The following is a 17,209-nucleotide window of genomic DNA, read 5'->3' as shown; positions in this document are numbered from 1 at the left end:
CCGGCTGCCGACTGTGCCGTCACGCCGGTCGTGTCGGCTGGTCCCGCAGGTCGCTTCCGGCCTGGTCCCGAAGTGCTCTTCCAGGCAGCCGCGCAGAGCGCCTGACGAGGCACTGTCCTGCAGCCACAACAGCGTGCCGTTGACAACACGAACGGCGCCGAGTCCGGGTGATGTGCCGCCCTGGGGCTGGCTCTTGGGGCTGGGCCTGGGGCCGGCGGGCCGCCCCGTGCCGCGGGCTGGGCAGCCCCGACGAGAGGGGTCAGGCACCTTCCGCCAGAGTGGCGACGCCGGGGCCGTGGAGATCGCCGAGTGCCACCCGGCGCCCCATCACAGCCAGAAGCAGAGAAAGCGCAGATCCGTTGACCTCTGGCCCGGTTCCGATCGTCAAGTCTGCGTCCATCGCGGTGAGTTGGAGGCGCGTCAGTAGTTCCTTGGCGCCGCCGAAGGACGCCGGGGTGCGTGTCTGCAAGCGGAGTGATCTGACAACGGCCTGCGCGGGGTAGGCGCGGGTGAGGCCGAGGGGCCGGCGGATGTCCTCGCCGTGGACGATTTCTTCGACGAGCCGGCTGTCGAGGGGCGCCGGAGGGGTCGATGTGCGCGATGCCACCTGACGGAACCGCTCCAGGGTCTCCTGCGGTGTGCTCCGGCGTTCGCGTTCCACGCCACGGGTGTTCTGGCGATTGAAGTCGAACCGTGCGAGAGCCAGGTCCTTCACGAAGCCGAGGCGTGTCGTGCGGGCTGTGTCGACCAGATGGGCGAGCACGTCGTGCACGGTCCATCCGTCACAGAGCGACGGCTTCAGCCACTGATCGTCCTCCAGGTGCGCGAGGTCGTCGATCAGCGCCGCACGCTCGGCGTGCACGATTGCCCAGACATCGTCCGTCACGGCTTCTCCTTCATCGGCCCAGCCTCTGCCGGCTAGGACTTCGGGGACGGCGAGAACTCATCGTCCGGCCTGCGGGGCATCCGTTCCGCGACGAGCGGTCCTGCGGTGTGTCCCACCTGCTCGCAGGGGCTGGCCAACTTCGATTCTCTAACTAAAGTCAGAGGTATGGATGTGACGCAGATCGACGCGGTGCGGCGGTTCAACCGTACGGTCACTGAACGTGTGGGCGTGCTGCACGATCACTACCTGGGCCTCGATCGACCCGTCGCCGAGGCGCGGCTGCTCTGGGAGATCGGCGTGCAAGGCCGGGACGTACGGTGGCTGCGCGAACGCCTCGGGCTCGACTCCGGCTACGTCAGCCGGCTGTTGCGCTCCTTGGAGACGGACGGCCTGGTGACGGTGGAACCGCAGCCGCAGGACAGGCGGGTGCGCACCGTACGTCTCACCGATGCGGGTCGCGCGGAGTTCGCCGTGCTCGACCGGCGTAGCGACGAATTGGCCGGCTCTCTCCTGGAGCCGCTCAACACCGACCAGCGCGCCCGGCTGGTGGCGGCCATGGCTGAGGTCGACCGTCTGCTGACGGCCGCGACGGTCACGCTGGACGTGGTCGACCCGGACCGCCCGGACGCCCAGCACTGCCTGCGGTCCTACTTCGCCGAAGTGCGGGAACGCTTCGAGACCGGATTCGACCCCGCGCGGAGCCTGCTGCCCGACGCGGGCGAACTCCGGTCGCCGCACGGCCTGTTCATGGTCGCCCGGCTGCACGGCGAGCCTGTCGGCTGCGCAGGTCTGAAGCTGCCGGCCGGCGCCCCGGCCGAGATCAAACGCATGTGGGTCGATCCCCGCACCCGGGGCCTCGGTCTCGGCCGCCGGTTCCTGGCCGAGTTGGAGGCGAGGGCCGCCCGGCGCGGCTGCGACGTACTGCGCCTGGACACCAACAAGGCACTCACCGCAGCGATCGGCCTGTATCGGTCCTGTGGCTTCCAGGAGGTCGCCGCCTTCAACGACGAGCCGTACGCCCACCACTGGTTCGAGAAGCGGATCAGCACACTGCCGTCGGGTTGAGGACTGCGGGGCTGGCGGGTTGCGTGCCGGATGGTGAACACGCCTGGTGCGTGCGAGTAACTGCGCCGTGTGGACCACCTGCGCGTCGGCCGGTTGTAGCCTCGCTCCCATGAGCTGGCTCCCGGATGACTTCGTCCACCCCGTCCATGTGCCCGTGCCCCGTACTGCGCTGCACCTGCGGCCGATCCGCGAGGCCGACACGGCGCTCGACTACCCGGCTGTGATGGGCTCCCAGAAGCGGCTGTGGGAGATCTTCGGTCCGGCCTGGGCATGGCCGAACGAGACGATGACCTATGAAGAGGACCGCATCGATCTGTTGCGCCACGAGAAGGAGATAGCAGCGCACCAGTCCTTCAACTACGCGCTGCTGGACGAGGAAGAGACGGCTGTCCTCGGCTGCGTCTACATCGATCCTCCCGAGCGCACCGGCTCCGACGGCGAGATCTCCTGGTGGGTGGTGGACGATCTCGTAGGCAGCGAGGCGGAGCGCGCGCTCGACGCGCTCGTGCCCGAGTGGATCGCCGCCGGCTGGCCCTTCCGGAAGCCCCGCTATCTGGGCCGCGACATCACCTGGCAGGAGTGGCTGTCGCTGGCGCCCGCCACTTGACCAACCTGATGGTCCGACGCGGCCGGACCAGGCGGGGAAACGGCTGCAAGGAGGCGGTCCAGGGAACCGAACGGCCGCGTACGGGAACGAGTCACTGCCCGGCCCTGGCACCGACCAGGCGGGTGGGAGAGCGGGTGTGGCCGGTCAGGAGCTGGATGACTGTTGTGCCAGGTGTCGGTGCAACTCCTTGACGGCGGGCACGAGTTCGTCGACGGGGCCCTCCACCTCGACCGAGGGAGCTACCTCCTGGATGGTCAGGCTGCGCACGGGTGCCTGGGGGCGGCCCCATTCGGCTAGCCACCCGGACAACTGGGCCGAAGACGCCACGTACACGATGCGGCCCAGCCCGACCCAGGCGTGCGCGGCCGAGCACATCGGACAGTGTTCACCCGAGGTGTAGACGGTGGCGGCGGCACGCTCCTGAGGTGAGAGATTCCCGGCTGCCCAGCGGGCGAGTTCGAACTCGGGGTGGCGGGTGGCGTCGCCGTCCGCCACCCGGTTGCGGTCCTCGGCGCGGACGGTTCCGGTACCGTCCACGAGCACCGAGCCGAAAGGCTCGTCCCCGGCCTCCAGCGCCTCGGCAGCCAGCTCGACGCACCGGCGCAAATGGTCCAGCTCACGTGTGTCCATCAAAGCCCTTCCGGCGCTCGACACGGATATGCGCACGCCATGCTCACACGGGCTTCGGGGCCAGGCCCGCACCGGTGCTGTAGTCGGCGGGTCTGCGGCTGCGCGACGCGCCACCGAGCGGCAGTTGCGGCGCGATCGTCGGCACGGCAGCACCGTTGGGCCCAGAAATAGGTCAGGACGGGGTCGTTGCAGGAGATGACCTGGTTGAGTTGTCGACAGCAGTCCCGACCAGCCGAACACGGCCTGGAAGAACGGGTAGAGGACCAGGGCGATCCCCGCCTGGACGCCGAAGTCCACTCAAACAGGGCATATGGGGTCGGTGAAGGGCAGGCTGAGTCGGCGCCGGAGCATGGTCGGTCGCCGGGTGGACGGGGCGGGCGGGCGGCTGCCGGCGCACCGTTTGATGTGCAGTGGGCCCGTGCGGGCCCCGGGTGTCAGGCGGTGATGGTGGTGCCGCCCTGTGCTGCGGCGAGGGCCGCGTCGGTGTCGGCGACGGCCAGGTGGGCGTTGATGTGGGCGCCGGCCAGGGCGCCTGCCGCGGCGGAAGCGCCGACCTTGGCGGTCAGGTCGGTGGCGTTGCCGGCCGCCCACACGCCCGGCACCTCGGTGGTGCCGGCCGTGCCGGAGGCGAAGCGGCGGCCCATGTTGTCGGGCAGGTCCTCCATCGGCAGCTTCAGGCCGTCGAGGCCCTCGGTGCGGGCCTGCATCCTGGTGGCGACCGCGAGGACGCGGCGGGCCGCGAACGTGCCGTCGGTCAGGCGGACTCCGGCGATGCCGCCGTCCTTGCTCTTCACGACGTCCTGCACCGGGGTGTCGATGATGCGGATGGCGCGGGCGGCGAAGCGCGCGCGGGTGTCCTCGTCCAGCTCGGTTCCGCGGGTGAAGTAGACCAGGTCGTCGGTCAGTTGGCGGAACAGCAGCGCCTGGTGCAGCGAGGCGGGGCCGGTGGCGAGGATGCCGATGGGCTGGTCGCGCACCTCCCAGCCGTGGCAGTACGGGCAGTGCACCACGCCGTGCCCCCAGTGCTCGGCGAGGCCGGGCACGTCGGGCAGCACGTCCCGCAACCCGGTGGCCACCAGTACGCGACGCGCCGTCAGGGTGCGGCCGTCGGCCAGGGTGAGCGTGAAACGCGGATCGCCCCCGCCACCGGGGGCGGCAGGCTCGGCGGAGGCCACCTCGCCGAAGACGACCCGCCCGCCGTAGTGGCGCACCTGCTCCCGGCCCTGCTCGAGCAGCTCGGCGGGCGGCATGCCGTCCAGCACGATGAAGCCGTGCATGGCCTCGGCGGGCGCGTTGCGGGGTGTGCCGCTGTCGATCACGACGACCGAGCGGCGGGAGCGGGTGAGTATCAGCGCACCGTTCAGCCCCGCGGCACCGCCGCCGATCACCACGGCGTCGACGGTCGTCCGGGGCAGCGCGTCGGTCGCGTACGCAGAAGCCGTCACAGTCATGTCCTCGCACCCTTTCGCTCAGGCGTGACCCCACCTTTCCCGAGTCACCGCATGAGCGAACGTAACCCTCGGTTGCATCACAGGCATACGATGTTGCCCATGACGCAAAATGATGGCGAGCTGGACAGCCTCGTACGCAAACGGATCCGCGCCCTGCGCGTGGCACAGGGCTGGTCCCTGGAGGAGCTGGCCACCCGCGCCAACGTCAGCCAGTCCACGCTCTCCCGCATCGAGAACGGCCAGCGCCGCCTCGCTCTGGACCAGCTGGTCACTCTCGCCCGCGTCCTCGACACATCTTTGGACCAGCTCGTGGAGACCGCGTCCGACGACGTCATCATCAGCCCGAGGATCGACGCGGCCCACGGCCTGATGCGTTGGCCCGTCAAAGGCGACCCGGGAATAAGCGTCATGCGTCAGCGGATGACCGAACCGCCCCCGGACGACCCCTCACGCATGCGTGCACACCCCGGCCGGGAATGGCTCGTCGTCCTGTCCGGCACCGCGACCCTCATGCTCGGCCACCGCCGCTTCCGGATCGAGACCAACCAGGCCGCGGAATTCCCCACCATGCTCCCGCACGCCATCGGCGCCGAAGGAGGCCCCTGCGAGATCCTGGGCATCTTCGACCGTGACGCCCGCCGCGGTCACCAGCGCGACAGCGGCAGCGATGGCAACAGTGATAACGGCAGCGGCAGCGGCAGCAAAGGCGTCGGCGGCGACTGCGGACCCGGTGGCCCCCGCCCCTGACCTCGCGCCGCGGCAGGCGATTCACTGCACCCCCACCAGTGATGTCGCCGGCTCCGGCGGTCAGCCGGACACCCTCGACCCCGACGCGGAAGTCCCCCAACGGTCCGCTGACGTGAGGCTGTGCCACTTATGACGGCCGGAGCATCCGGTGGATGTGCAGATGGCTGTGCAACCAGTGAATCTGCGGCCGTGAGGCGCAGGTCGGGCCGGTCGCCCGGCTTTCGGTACCGGGACCGGTGCCTTCTCAAGGTGACGTGCGGCGGATACGGAGTAGCGTTTAGTGGAGAGCCGCAACCCGGACGCGCCACATTGGCGAAGTCTTCTCGCGGTGGGCAGCGCGACTGCTGCTGCGGGGCTCGCGCGTGGAGCCGTACACGGCCGGCACGGCCGGTGGATGGCCACGGCGCGTTTCTCAATTTCCAAAGCGGTGTCATATCGACCGCGCGCCCTGTCCTTCTTGCGTGCGCGGCCATCCATCTCGCGCTCGGGTGCGCGAGAGACGATGGAAAGGAGAAAGGTCTCATGCGAGCACTTCGCGTGAAGCGCATCTTCGCGGTGACAGCTACTGGCGTTCTGATGGCTGGTGGCGCCGCGATCGGAGCGGCCGGGACGGCGTCGGCGAACACGGGCAACCACTCGAGCCACCACGGCTCCGGCTACAGCGACTCCTACAACAACCACCGCTGGAGCTGGTACAACGACAACGACTGCTGGTACGGCGGTCACAACTACAGGCACGGCTACCGCGGATTTGACCGCGGTGACTACGGTCGCGGATTCGACCGCGGCGACCACGGACGCGGATTCGACAACGGCCGCGGTGGCTTCGGTGACCACGGACGTGGATTCGACAACGGCGGTGGGCGTGGAGGACGTTGACCGTTTGTGTGTCTGACAGCGAGGTGTGCGGACCCCGGTTATAGCCGGGGCCGCACACCGCGTTGAGCTCAGCACACCCGGCCTGACCTGACGGGGCATCGGGCCCTTGCGGACTCGCCCTAGCGCTCCGCCTTCGCCCACGGTTTTACCCCGAGCTCTCCGGTGGTTCCGAGGTCGAGGTGCGGGGTTACGGTCACGGGGTCGGCACCGGCCTTCGCCCGGACCCGCACATGGGGAACGTTCACTGCCGTACCGGCCTCGGTGGTGTTGCGCCATACCAGGCCGGCTGTTGCCGACTCGCCGGGCTTGAGTGTGATGGGCCGTGGCGGCTCGTCGGGCCCGGCACCGGTGGTGATGTCGCCGCTGCCGTCGAGGATCTGGACGCCGTCCACGGGGTCGAGATCGTCGTCCAGAAGTTCCAGCAACGGGTAGCCGTCGACCGTGTAGTTGCGCTTGCCGCAGTTGTCGAGATGCAGGCCCACGACGCGCAGTCCCATGGCCGCGTCGCCCTTGTCGGCGCTGACCCGGATGCCGGAGGCGGGGCACGTGCCCGGCTCTGCGGGCGCTTCGCCTGCGGGGACCGTGGTCACTTCGAGGACCTTGGCCTGCGTCACCCGCGGGGCGGCGGGCGGCAGTTCCCCCGCCCGGATCGTGCCCCGCACGGTCTTCCCGGGGCCGACGTCGCGCACCGTCGTGGTCTGGTTGGTCACGGCTCCGCCGTCACTGCTCATGAAGGTGAACACGACTGAGTAAGTCAGGCTCTTGGTGCCGTTGTTGGTGACCTCGTAGGCGGCAAGGACCCCTGAGTCCGCGGGGAGGCTGTCGGCGGAGACGGACGTGCTTCGCGTGGGCGAGGGAGAGGCCGACGGGAGCGTCAGCGATGTGATGCGTACGCCGTCCTTGCCCGGGTCGTCGACCTGCGTGCGGGGCGGCGGTTCGGCCGCGTCGGCGCCGGTGTTCCCGGGGCCGGCGTGCTCGGTCCCGCAGGCGGTGAGGAGCAGGGCGGTCGCGGCCAGAACAGGCAGAAGGGAAGCGGGTCTTCGCATTCGATCACCTCAGCAGGGCCTGGGCCACGCGTGTATGACGGAGGCCATAATTCCGGTCACGAAAGTGCTACAGGCGGGCGCTTGCTGAAGCATTGTTCTACGGCGTTGCACGCCGCCGTTCAGTCGGTGACGGGGCGGTGCGCCCGCCGCGGGACGCAGAAGAGCGCAAGGGCAGCGGCCGTCAGGTACGCGGCAGCGCCGATGGCCATGCTGGTCCGCAGCCCGGTGGTGAAGTTGCCCGCGGCGGCCAGCAGGGAGCCTCCCAGCGCGACGCCTGCGGCACTGCCGACCTGACGGGTGGTGTTGAACAGGGCGGAGGCGGTGCCGGAGTACTCGTCCGGGGCAGCTGCCATCACGGTGGTGGTGGCCCCGGTGAGGGCGAAGGACGTGCCGAAGCCCGCCGCCATCATCGGCGCCACGAGCAATGCGTAGTCCGGGTTCGGTCCGGCCGCGGCCCAGCCGGCCAGCCCCGCTGCTCCAACGAGCAAGCCGGTGACCACAAGCGGGCGGTGCCCGGTGCGGCGTGCCAGCCGTCCGGACAGGACGGAGGCGAACATCGTCATGGCCACCGCAGGGAAGAGGGCGAACCCGGTGCGCAGAGCGGTCAGGCCGCGCTGATGCTGGAAGTACAGGCTGGCGGTGAAGATCATGCCGTAGAAGGCGAAGTTGAACAGCAGGCCGATGGCCGCTCCGCCGCTCATCGGGCGGGAGCGCAGCAGCCGCAGGGGCAGCACGGGGGTGCGGGCCAGGTGCTCGCGCAGGACGAACGCGGCGGCTGTCAGCAGGCACAGGCCGGCTCCGGCCAGAATCAGCGGGTCCGTCCAGCCACGCCGTCCGGCCTCGTTCAGTACGGCGGTCAGCAGGGCCACCGTCGCGATGATCGCGCACTGGGCCGGCCAGTCCACGGGGCGGTCCGTGCGCCGGGCCGAAGCGGGCACTCGGCGCAGCGTGAGCAGCAGGCAGACGCATCCGACGGGCAGGTTGATGAAGAACACCCAGCGCCAGCCCACGGTCGTGACCAGGAGGCCGCCCAGGAGGGGGCCGGCAGAGGCGGCGATGCCGGCCATGGAGCCCCACAGGCCGAAGGCCCGGGAGCGCTCGGCGGGTGAGGGGTACGCCTGTTGGAGGAGAGCGAGGGAGGCGGGCACGATCAATGCCGCGCCGAGTCCTTCCACCAGCCGGGCGGCGATCAGGGTCCCGGTGCTCCGGGCCAGTCCGCAGCCGGCCGAGGCGGCGGTGAACACCACCACACCCGTGCAGAAGATCCGGCGGTTGCCCAGCCGGTCTCCCAGCGCGCCGCCGGTGAGCAGCAGGCCGGCGAAGATCAGGGTGTAGCTGTTGGTGATCCACTGGATCCCCGTCAGCGAGGCCGACAGTTCCCGCCCCATCACCGGAACGGCGACGTTGATGATGGTCACGTCCAGGATGACCATGAAGTAGCCCGCACAGACCGCGAGCAGCGGGGCAAGGGACCGGCCCGAAGCCGCAGACCTGTCCGGACCACAGGCCTTGGGACCACCGGCACGCACCATGGCAACACGGTAGTTCAGGAACACGTCTCCCTCGGGAGCCCGGCACCGTGTCAGGCTCTCACGCTGAACTGCGCGCCGCATCGGACCAGGACCGCACCCGATGCGGCGCGCAGATGGACCGTCGGCCGAGTCACGCCATACCGCACCGGAGCCCGGGTTCCCTCACGCGGGCTTGTTCTCCGCAGGGCCCTTGACGCACCGGGCCGCAGGCCCCAAAGTCGGGCAGTGGCTCCGCCCGGACGCAGCGACGCCAGGATCCCCGGCGTCCCGGGCCGGGCCGTGTGACGCCCGCGTCGAAGCGTCCCCCACCGGTACACACCACTCCGCCGGGGCCTTCGACCTGCCGGCGCCGACCCCTCCGCGAGCCCCGGTTCCGTCCGGGCTGCGCCCATGGGACCTCACCATCGATCCGCGCAGCCCGCGGACCTGCGACGGCTGACGCCGTCCTGCGCGCCCTACGTGGGCCGGTCACCCGTTCCTATTTGCAGAGGTCGCACGGTCGTCCACACCGTCCACGCCCACTTGGTCTTCACACCCAAATACCGGCACGGACCATGACCGTTCACCGACGAGATCCCTCGACGCTGCGAGGACGTCATGCGCGCCGTCTGCGCGGACTTCGAAACAGAGCTGGTCGAGTTCAACGGCGAGACCGATCACGTGCACCTGCTGGTGCACTACCCGCCGAAGCTCTCCCCATCCCGGCTGGCCGGCTCCCTCAAGGGCGTCTGTGCCCGCAGGCTCCGCCAGGAGTTTCCCGGACATATCCGCAAGTACCTGTGGGGCGACCACTTCTGGTCGCCCTCGTACTTTGCCGCCTCGTGCGGGGGCGCCCCGCTGTCGATCATCAAGGAGTACATCGACAACCAGAAGCGTCCCGGCTGAGGTCAACCATGCGGACCCGTGAGAACCTGCAGGTCAGAACAGTCCAGAGAAGCGCTTCCTCCCGGGCGGTGAACGCCCGGGGTTCCGCGCTAGATCCTGCTGAACTCTTGGGGGCGACCCAGTTAAGGTCGTTCGATCTTGGCTCCGATGTGACGAATTCTGACTAGTCTCCGCCGTTATGAATCACATACGCGCAGCAGGCGGGCTCTGTCTCGTACTGCTGTTCCTCGTGCTGGGCGCCGGCGCCCAGCCTGCCATGGCGCATGTCTCGCGCGAGCATGCCGAACTCGTCGTCACCACGGGGGTAAACGTAACCAGCGGCCGTCTCATCGTGCACCGCGATGTGGTGTCCGCCGCCGATGCCGGTGCCTGGGCATCCAAGGTGCTGCCGGCCGGCTGCCCGGCCACGGGCTCGGGTGTGCCCGGTGACGACGGTGGGGTTCCCGGCGGTGTCGTGATCGAAATGGCGTGGAGTTGCCGTCTCGACGCGCTCGACCTGAGCACGCTGCTGAAGAAGGGCGGACTGAGCCAGGTCGTCGTCGAGTTCGAGGGCACCGCGGCCGACGCGTCCGCGGCCACGCCCCTCGTGGATGCCAAGGGCGCACATGCGCCGCCGGAGTTCCCCTGGCTCACCGTCGTGCTCGTGGCGGCGGGCGGTGTCGCGCTCGTACTCGCCGCCCGGTCATTGCCGTCCCTGCTCCGTGGCCTGCGTACAGGCCGCCGTTTCCACGTCGTGACCGCCGGAGCCGTGGCCCTGTCCTGCCTCGCGCCCCAGGCCGCGTTCGCCGACGGCGCGGCACCGCCCACCGTCACCGTGAAGGGCGCCGTTTTCAGGGACGGCAACGCCAACGGCAAGCGGGACAAGGGCGAGCGGGCCATGCCCGGCGTCGATGTCACCGACGGTGCCGCGTGGACAACGACCCGCGCCGACGGCTCGTACACCCTGGAGATCGATCCGGCGCGACGCGAGACGGATCTCGTCAGCATCGTCTCGCCCGACGGATACAACCCGGCTCTGCGCAAGGACTACATCCCGCGGTTCTTCCACAAGGTCCCCGAGACCGGTGGCACCGGCGTCGACTTCGCGCTCGTACCGGACCGTAACGCCTCTCGGCCCACCGAGAAGTGGGTGATGAACTCCGACCCGGAGGTCGGCAACCGCACCGACGCCGAAGCGCGCACGGCGCTGCCCCAGTGGACCGGCCAGGTGCGGGCGATGTCGGAGGTCGACGGTGCGACGATGCAGATCGCGACCGGGGACCTGACCGTCACGGACTACGCGGAAGAGCCGCGCCGTCAGGGTGCGTACGACCTGTTCAGCAAGGGACTCGAGGAGGGGCGGCTCGGGCACCCCTTCTACCCCGTGATGGGCAACCACGATGTCGGCGGCACGGCCACGTCCAAGGGGTATGCGGGCAGCCTGGAGTACTACCGCCGCAACCTCGCTCCCGAGTGGTACAGCTTCGACCGCAACGGCCGCCACGTCGTGGTGCTGGAGGACAACTACGACGCGAGCGGGCTCGGACCGCAACTGGAGTGGCTGCGCAGGGACCTGGCCCAGCACGCGGTCGGTAAACAGGTGTTGGTCTTCGCGCACCGCTCGCTGTTCACCCAGTGGGGCCCCGGCGCGGGGCTGCAGCCGACCATCGACGAGCTGGCCAAGTACGACGTGCGGATGGTCGCGGCCGGGCACAACCAGCAGGCGGAGTTCCGGCGGGGCGCCTTCAAGAGGGCGGTCGAGATCAACAATCAGGGCACGTACGGCATCGACGGAGCCCACCCCGACTACAAGGTGCTCGACTTCAGCGGGATCACCGACGATCCGCGCACGAGCCGCAACGAGGACACCGGTCATGTGACGGGCATCCACCGGCAGTTCGACATCGATGACGACTCCGCCCTGGTCAGCCCCGGGCAGGGCAGCGTCCACGGCACGCGGGCCGGGGTGCCCGTCGAGGTGTACACGGAGGACGACGGCCGTACCCCCGCGAAGGCCGAGCTGACCGTGCGGGACGGCCGGGGCCATGTCGTGAAGCGGGCGAACGCGCGGTTCGGCACGGGTGCCGCCGAGCCCGGCATCCAGAACTGCTACACCCCGCCCGGCGGCAAGGCCGAGCCCTGCCCCGCCGCACGCGGGGCGTGGACCCGGGCGAGTGGCACGCCGCTGCGCGGGCTACGGCCCGGCACCTACACAGCCGAGGCGACGGCGTACGACACAAAGGGAAAGGCGTTTCCGGTGCAGAAGAGCACCTTCGACGTCGTCCCCGACTCCGAGCTGACCAAGCCGCGAACCGGGCAGGACTGGCTCAGGCAGGGCGGTGACGAGGCAGGACGTTCCGCGAGCGGCGACAACCCGGGCCACCGGCTCGACCTCAAGTGGACCCGGCACACCGGCGAGCAGTTCAACCTGAACGGCTCGGTGATCGCGGACGGCAGGCTGATCGTCTCCTCCCGCGCCTTCGACTCGCCCTACAGCATGATGCTCGCGTACGACATCGCATCCGGCCGGGAACTCTGGCGTACCTACCTGGACGGCGACGCCGAGTCGGCGCCGACCCTCCACGGGGGACGGGTCTATCTGACGACCGGCGTCGGTCGGATCTATGCCCTGGACGCCAAGGACGGGCATGTCGCCTGGGAGTCGATCGACCGTGAGGAGACACACGGCGACACAGTGCGCCGCTACGGACGCGCGGGCGGACCGGTGAGCGTCTTCGCTCTCACCGGCCAGGACCGTACGGTCGCCGTCTACCAGGACGCGAACATGATCCGCTGCCGGGACGCCAAGACCGGCGTGCCGGCGCCGGGCGGCTTCGAGGCCGCGTTCTCCTGGGGCCAGGCGCACAGCACCGCCATCCGCGAGCCCGGCTCCAACACGGCCTATCTGCACTCCATGTCGAGCAACACCGTCATCGCGATGGACCTTGCGAAGTGCACTCAGCTGTGGGCGAAGGACACCGCAGGGGACATCGACAGCCACTCCTCGCCGGTGCTGACGCAGCCCGCGTCGGGCCCGGCGAAGCTGGTGACGTTCACGGCGTACGGCGTCCGCGGGCACGATCCGGAGACGGGCGCGGTGACCTGGGAGTCCAAGGTCGGCGGCGGCAGCGTCTGCGAGCCGGGCCGGGCCCCTCTCACCAGCCCCGCCGTGTGGGGCGACATCGCCTATGTCGCGGGCCGCGACGGTGTGGTCCGCGCCTACGACACGAGTGCGTCCGATCCGTCGAAGCCGGTGTGGGAGACCAAGGCCGGGTATCTGCCGGGCAAGAGCCCGCTGGACGACCCTTGGCGCGTCGCCATGGGGTGCTCGGCCGGCGCGGGATCACCCACGATGCACCCCTTGGTGACGAAGTCTTCGGTGTACGTGGGGACATGGGACGGCCGCCTGCTGGTTCTCGACCGTTCCACCGGCAAGCAGCAGGCCGCGTACAACCTCGGCGGGGGAGTGGCTTCGGCGCTCTCCGTCAGCGGTGACTGGGTCTTCGCCCTCACGGACGACGGCACGGTGCACGCGCTGGCCGCGCGCCGGGACTGAGAGGAAGCACCATCGTGCAATCACTCCGCACCGGGGTGCTGCTCCTGCTGGCCGCTGTCCCCGTGCTGCTCTTCGGCAGCGCGGGGACAGCGCAGGCGCACCCCTTCGGCACCCCGCCCGTCGTCAGGATCGAGGCGAGCGGACATGTCGTGGACGCGGCCTGGTCCGCGCAGAAGGACGACATCGCCGTCGTGAAGAGGCAATCTGGCGGCGACGTATCCCGCTATCTGCGCTCGCACATCGTCATACGTCAGGACGGAGCCCCCTGCCGCGTCGCGAAGGCGGACGGCATGACGCTCCGCTTCGTCTGCCCCCATCCGGTGGACCGCATCAGCCTGACGGTCACCGCGCTGACGGACGTCAACCCCGTCTACCGCACGCTCTCCGTGACAGACCAGGGCGGCGGCGGACTGCACACGGCGAAGGAGCCGACGCGGGAGCTCTTCCTCGTATCGGGCGAATCTGGTTCAGGCACCGGCTCGTCGGCTGCGGGCGGGACGTGGACGACCGATCTGGCGTCGCTGCTGGATCACAGCGCGGCGCTTCCGACGGCGCTGCTCGTGGCTGCGGCCGTGGGCGCGCTCCATGCTTGTGCCCCCGGGCACGGCAAGTCGCTGGCCGCCGGGTATCTCGTGGGTGGCCGGGGCCGGCCCCGCGACGCGATGTGGCTCGGCGGGGTCGTCGCTGTGATGCACACGTTCTCGGTGGCGGTCCTGGCGGTCGGCTGGTGGCTGATGGCGAAACGCACACCGGACGTGGCGGCGCTCACGGGTTGGCTGCAACTGGCCGCGGCGCTGGTGGTGGTGGGAGTTGGCGTGCGTCTGCTGCACACGCATCGACGCCACCGCAGGCAGGTCGATGCGCATGCACAGGCGCATCACGAACGCGGGCACGGCGGTGGCCATGAGCACGGGCACGGGCACGGCGGTGGCGATGAGCACGGGCACAGTCACCACATCCCCGATGCGCCGTCCCTGCTCACGTGGCGAGGGCTCGTCCTGCTCGGCGCGGCCGGCGGTCTACTGCCCTCGCCTTCCGCGTTCCTCGTCCTGTTGGCCGGGCTTCTCACCGGTAAGGTGGCCGTCGCCTTTGCGATGGTGGCCGCGTTCGGCGTCGGTATGGCCCTGACGCTCACCGGTGTCGGAGTGCTTGTGCTACGCAGTCGTGATGCCCTGCTCGACGGCCTGCTCCGCTCACGGGCACTGCGCACCTGGACCCTGAGGGTTCCGGTGTTCGCGGCCTCGGCTGTGGTGGTCGGCGGCACGGTGGCGTCAGCCCTGGCAGCGGGCCAACTCCTGTCACCCTGAATTCCGTTCAAGCGCCCCGTCCGGCTCGCTGCCGGGCTGGGCGCTCTCTTGCGTGGCAGTTCTGCCGTCGGTCAACTCTTGGAGCCTGCCGTCGAGTTGGCCCTTGCGCCATCGTGGGCGAGGGGTGATCAGGGGAACCCGTGATTCCAGTACGCAGGCACGTCGCGCTGGTATCAGGCTGCTGCTCGTCCTGGAGAAGCTGACCCCCACTGAGCGGGCCGTGTACATCCCTGCGCGAGGCCTTCGAATACACCTATGCCGATATCGCCGAGATGCTGCAATTCAACGTCGTCAACGTCCGCAAGATCGCAAGCCGGGCCCGCAAGCATCTCGAGTCCGAGCAGCGGGGCCCTGGCCTCGGAGGGTCATCGCGGGCCATCCTCGGGTTTCCATCCCCAGGCGGTGAGCATGCCGGCTGACAGAGCGGCGCATTCGTCGGAGTCCAGGTACCCGACCGCCGCGTCGACGGCCGCGTCATCGACCAGGCCGGTGGCGAGCATCGCCGCCCTGCTGCGTTCCCACGTGTCCGCCCAGAAGCGGCTGATGGGGCTGCCCGGCAGCAGCGGAGGCACATGGATCTCGGCGGCGACGGACCCCAACCCCGCCCCGCGCAGCAGCTGCGGGTAGGACGGAACCCAGGAGATATCGGTCCCGATGGTGGCCCGCAGTCCCTGCCACATCGCCCGCATCAGCGTGGTGTACGGCGTGTCGGGCGTCCGGTCACTCGTCAGATCGACAGCGTCGCTGAGCACCAGCACACCGCCGGGCGCGACGAGTTCGGCCAATTCCGTGATCAAGCGGTCCTGCTCGGGCAGGTGCATCAGCACGAAGCGCGCGTGGACGAGCCGGAACCGGCCGGGGGCGGCGAAGTCCGGGGCGGTGATGTCGGCTTCCAGCATGTCGAGCCCGGGCACGGGCCGTGCGCTGAGAAAACGCACGTCGCGGTCCACGGCAAGCACACTTGCCACCCCGGCCTCGTCCAGCAGCCGGCGGGACACCGTGCCCGTGCCTGCACCCACGTCGAGGCAGCGCCATCCCGGGCCGACGCCGAGTGCTCGCAGTCGCGCCATGGTGATGTCGTCGTAGGCGAGGGCGCCGAAGTCGATGCGCTCGCCCTCGCCCGCCTGTTCGGGACGGAAGACGGCCTCGCCGTAGCGACTGCCGCCCGGCACGTCTTCGCGCGGAGTGGCGCTCACGTCGCGGTCGTGGGGGAGATGCCGAGCGTACGGTCATTGATGAGTTCCAGTGCCTGGTCGGCGAGGGGCTGGAACGGCGGGTCGTCGAACAGTTTCATGGCCGGGCCTCTTCGTCGGTGGGGCGGCAGTGCCGGGCGACCCGTCCCGAGGCCGCCGCGCCATCGATCCTCCACCGGCGGCCACCGGCACAGCCGAGGCGCGCCGTGCTGTCTGAGCCAACCGGCCCAAGGGGGCTGAACACGAAGCTGCACTTCGACCAGGCTGAAGAAGCTGATCAGCACCGGCCGGGGGCACACGCCGCGTAAATGGAGCTCCATATCGACGTCCCCTGGACTCTGGAAGTCGCCCAGATCGCCGGCGCCGACGACCCCGCCTCCGAGGACTACGGGGTGCCCGTCGCCGCCGTCGCCTGCCATCGCGCCGAGCTCCTCGAACACCCCGTCTACCAGGGCCATTACGCCCGTGCCGCCGCCCTTGTCCACGTACTGGGCCGCTGTCGCTGGCTGGAGCGCTCCGATCTCGCCGTCGCCGCGGGGACCGGTGTGATGTACCTGGAGGCCTCCGGCGTCCAGGTCGAACCCACCCGCGACAACGCCGTCGCGCTCCGCGACCTGCTGCGCGATCCCACCTGCACCGTCGAGAAGATCCCGACCTGCTGCGCTCCTGGCCGACAGCGGGCTGACCGGGGCCCCGGTCGCCGTGGTGTCCGTGCACACTGGTCAGGAAGTCCGCCTCCACGTCTGGCAGTTCGCTCCCCGGCTGACATGTTCAACGTGATCTAGCCAGGAATCCCGGCCCTTTAGGGCTCGGGAGGAATGGCTTCTCTGGACTGATCTGACGCCCGCGTTCCAGCGGGCGTTGCCGCTGCTCGATGTACTCCTTGATCACAGAAAGCGGTGCTCCGCCGGCGAAGGCCGCGAGGTACGAGGGGGACCAAAAATGCTCGCCCCACAGGTACTTACGGATGTGGTCGGCGTACTCCTTGCGGAGATAGTGGGCGCAGACGCCCTTGAGGCTGCCGACGAAGGCGGACAGCTTGACCTGGGGGGTAGCGGATGACGAGGTGCACGTGATCGCGTTCGCCGTTGAACTCGCGTAGCTCGGTGTTGGCCTTGGTGCAGACCTCCCGCATGATCTCTTCGCAGCGGTTCAGGATCTCGTTGGTGAAGACTCCGCGCCGGTACTTGGGTACGAAGACAAGCTGTGCGTGGAGAACGTGTACGACGCTGCGACCCCTGCGGATATCGGGATTGATTCCCATCGGGGTGTCATAGACACGAGCTACGGTGCTCGTATGAAGCTTGTCGTGCAGGTTCGCCTCATGCCGACGCCTGAGGTGGCGTCGGCGCTTGAGCGCACCCTGTGCGCGGTGAACGATGCGGCGAACTGGCTGTCGCGCCAGGCGTACGAGCGGGGGGAGACCTCCCGTAAGGCGTTGCACGG

General features: G+C 69.6%; 13 protein-coding genes and 3 pseudogenes. 9 read left to right on the top strand and 7 right to left on the bottom strand.

Features of this window, described 5'->3' with window-relative positions; all coding sequences use genetic code 11:
* Positions 1-259: 259 nt before the first annotated feature.
* Complete coding sequence (locus ACWFR4_RS32750; protein WP_453655749.1) at positions 260-886, bottom strand: maleylpyruvate isomerase family mycothiol-dependent enzyme; 627 nt, start codon at positions 884-886, stop codon at positions 260-262.
* Positions 887-1,051: 165 nt separating this feature from the next.
* Here ACWFR4_RS32750 and ACWFR4_RS32745 point away from each other — a divergent pair, with 165 nt between their 5' ends.
* Together ACWFR4_RS32745 and ACWFR4_RS32740 are read left to right on the top strand one after the other, a co-directional pair.
* Complete coding sequence (locus tag ACWFR4_RS32745) at positions 1,052-1,951, top strand: bifunctional helix-turn-helix transcriptional regulator/GNAT family N-acetyltransferase (protein ID WP_453469154.1); 900 nt, start codon at positions 1,052-1,054, stop codon at positions 1,949-1,951.
* 109 nt (positions 1,952-2,060) lie between these two features.
* Positions 2,061-2,558, top strand: coding sequence for a GNAT family N-acetyltransferase (locus ACWFR4_RS32740; protein WP_453469155.1), 498 nt, complete (start codon positions 2,061-2,063; stop codon positions 2,556-2,558).
* Positions 2,559-2,702: 144 nt separating this feature from the next.
* Here the strand turns inward: ACWFR4_RS32740 and ACWFR4_RS32735 are convergent, their stop codons facing one another.
* The gene (locus ACWFR4_RS32735) at positions 2,703-3,188 is read right to left on the bottom strand and encodes a nucleoside deaminase (protein WP_453469156.1); all 486 of its coding nucleotides are present in this window, start codon (positions 3,186-3,188) and stop codon (positions 2,703-2,705) included.
* A 434-nt stretch (positions 3,189-3,622) separates the two neighbouring features.
* Positions 3,623-4,639, bottom strand: coding sequence for an NAD(P)/FAD-dependent oxidoreductase (locus tag ACWFR4_RS32730; protein ID WP_453655748.1), 1,017 nt, complete (start codon positions 4,637-4,639; stop codon positions 3,623-3,625).
* A gap of 99 nt (positions 4,640-4,738) precedes the next feature.
* Between ACWFR4_RS32730 and ACWFR4_RS32725 the strand changes: the two genes are divergently transcribed.
* Entirely contained in the window at positions 4,739-5,386 is a 648-nt protein-coding gene (locus ACWFR4_RS32725; RefSeq protein WP_453655747.1) for a helix-turn-helix domain-containing protein, read from the top strand.
* 522 nt (positions 5,387-5,908) lie between these two features.
* On the top strand, positions 5,909-6,265 hold the full coding sequence (locus ACWFR4_RS32720; protein ID WP_453655746.1) for a hypothetical protein: 357 nt from the start codon (positions 5,909-5,911) through the stop codon (positions 6,263-6,265).
* Positions 6,266-6,384: 119 nt separating this feature from the next.
* On the opposite strand, the gene ACWFR4_RS32715 is transcribed toward ACWFR4_RS32720, so the two are convergent.
* Positions 6,385-7,311 (bottom strand): DUF4232 domain-containing protein, encoded by a 927-nt coding sequence (locus ACWFR4_RS32715; RefSeq protein WP_453655745.1) that lies wholly within the window; start codon positions 7,309-7,311, stop codon positions 6,385-6,387.
* A 119-nt stretch (positions 7,312-7,430) separates the two neighbouring features.
* The gene (locus ACWFR4_RS32710) at positions 7,431-8,843 is read right to left on the bottom strand and encodes an MFS transporter (RefSeq protein ID WP_453469754.1); all 1,413 of its coding nucleotides are present in this window, start codon (positions 8,841-8,843) and stop codon (positions 7,431-7,433) included.
* 480 nt (positions 8,844-9,323) lie between these two features.
* Here ACWFR4_RS32710 and tnpA (ACWFR4_RS32705) point away from each other — a divergent pair.
* From tnpA (ACWFR4_RS32705) to ACWFR4_RS32690, 4 genes and pseudogenes are all read left to right on the top strand, one after another.
* Positions 9,324-9,728, top strand: a pseudogene (gene tnpA, locus ACWFR4_RS32705) (IS200/IS605 family transposase).
* Between the two features lie 178 nt (positions 9,729-9,906).
* On the top strand, positions 9,907-13,263 hold the full coding sequence (locus tag ACWFR4_RS32700; protein ID WP_453655744.1) for an outer membrane protein assembly factor BamB family protein: 3,357 nt from the start codon (positions 9,907-9,909) through the stop codon (positions 13,261-13,263).
* Positions 13,264-13,277: 14 nt separating this feature from the next.
* Positions 13,278-14,570, top strand: coding sequence for a hypothetical protein (locus tag ACWFR4_RS32695; RefSeq protein ID WP_453655743.1), 1,293 nt, complete (start codon positions 13,278-13,280; stop codon positions 14,568-14,570).
* Positions 14,571-14,842: 272 nt separating this feature from the next.
* Entirely contained in the window at positions 14,843-14,989 is a 147-nt protein-coding gene (locus ACWFR4_RS32690) for a hypothetical protein (RefSeq protein ID WP_453655742.1), read from the top strand.
* On the opposite strand, the gene ACWFR4_RS32685 is transcribed toward ACWFR4_RS32690, so the two are convergent.
* Positions 14,936-15,766 carry a class I SAM-dependent methyltransferase gene (locus tag ACWFR4_RS32685; RefSeq protein WP_453469395.1) on the bottom strand — a complete coding sequence of 277 codons (831 nt, stop codon included), beginning with the start codon at positions 15,764-15,766 and terminating at the stop codon, positions 14,936-14,938. The genes ACWFR4_RS32690 and ACWFR4_RS32685 overlap by 54 nt on opposite strands.
* Before the next feature lie 305 nt (positions 15,767-16,071).
* Here ACWFR4_RS32685 and ACWFR4_RS32680 point away from each other — a divergent pair.
* Positions 16,072-16,448 (top strand): annotated as a pseudogene (locus ACWFR4_RS32680) (fic family toxin-antitoxin system, toxin component).
* A 170-nt stretch (positions 16,449-16,618) separates the two neighbouring features.
* On the opposite strand, the pseudogene tnpA (ACWFR4_RS32675) reads toward ACWFR4_RS32680, so the two are convergent.
* Positions 16,619-17,027: pseudogene (gene tnpA / locus ACWFR4_RS32675) on the bottom strand (IS200/IS605 family transposase); the annotation flags it as partial.
* Positions 17,028-17,209: the final 182 nt, after the last annotated feature.

It is taken from the genome of Streptomyces sp. NPDC055140 (genome assembly GCF_053607285.1).
Note: the sequence above shows the minus strand (reverse complement) of the source record. Positions and strands in the feature narration are given on the sequence as shown.

What these genes read in the sequence shown, in the direction of transcription:
- ACWFR4_RS32730 (WP_453655748.1), bottom strand. Translation starts at nt 4,639, where the DNA reads ATGACTGTGACGGCTTCTGCGTACGCGACCGACGCGCTGCCCCGGACG.
- ACWFR4_RS32715 (WP_453655745.1), bottom strand. Translation starts at nt 7,311, where the DNA reads ATGCGAAGACCCGCTTCCCTTCTGCCTGTTCTGGCCGCGACCGCCCTG.
- ACWFR4_RS32700 (WP_453655744.1), top strand. Translation starts at nt 9,907, where the DNA reads ATGAATCACATACGCGCAGCAGGCGGGCTCTGTCTCGTACTGCTGTTC.
- ACWFR4_RS32710 (WP_453469754.1), bottom strand. Translation starts at nt 8,843, where the DNA reads ATGGTGCGTGCCGGTGGTCCCAAGGCCTGTGGTCCGGACAGGTCTGCG.
- ACWFR4_RS32690 (WP_453655742.1), top strand. Translation starts at nt 14,843, where the DNA reads ATGCTGCAATTCAACGTCGTCAACGTCCGCAAGATCGCAAGCCGGGCC.
- ACWFR4_RS32740 (WP_453469155.1), top strand. Translation starts at nt 2,061, where the DNA reads ATGAGCTGGCTCCCGGATGACTTCGTCCACCCCGTCCATGTGCCCGTG.
- ACWFR4_RS32725 (WP_453655747.1), top strand. Translation starts at nt 4,739, where the DNA reads ATGACGCAAAATGATGGCGAGCTGGACAGCCTCGTACGCAAACGGATC.
- ACWFR4_RS32720 (WP_453655746.1), top strand. Translation starts at nt 5,909, where the DNA reads ATGCGAGCACTTCGCGTGAAGCGCATCTTCGCGGTGACAGCTACTGGC.
- ACWFR4_RS32745 (WP_453469154.1), top strand. Translation starts at nt 1,052, where the DNA reads ATGGATGTGACGCAGATCGACGCGGTGCGGCGGTTCAACCGTACGGTC.
- ACWFR4_RS32735 (WP_453469156.1), bottom strand. Translation starts at nt 3,188, where the DNA reads ATGGACACACGTGAGCTGGACCATTTGCGCCGGTGCGTCGAGCTGGCT.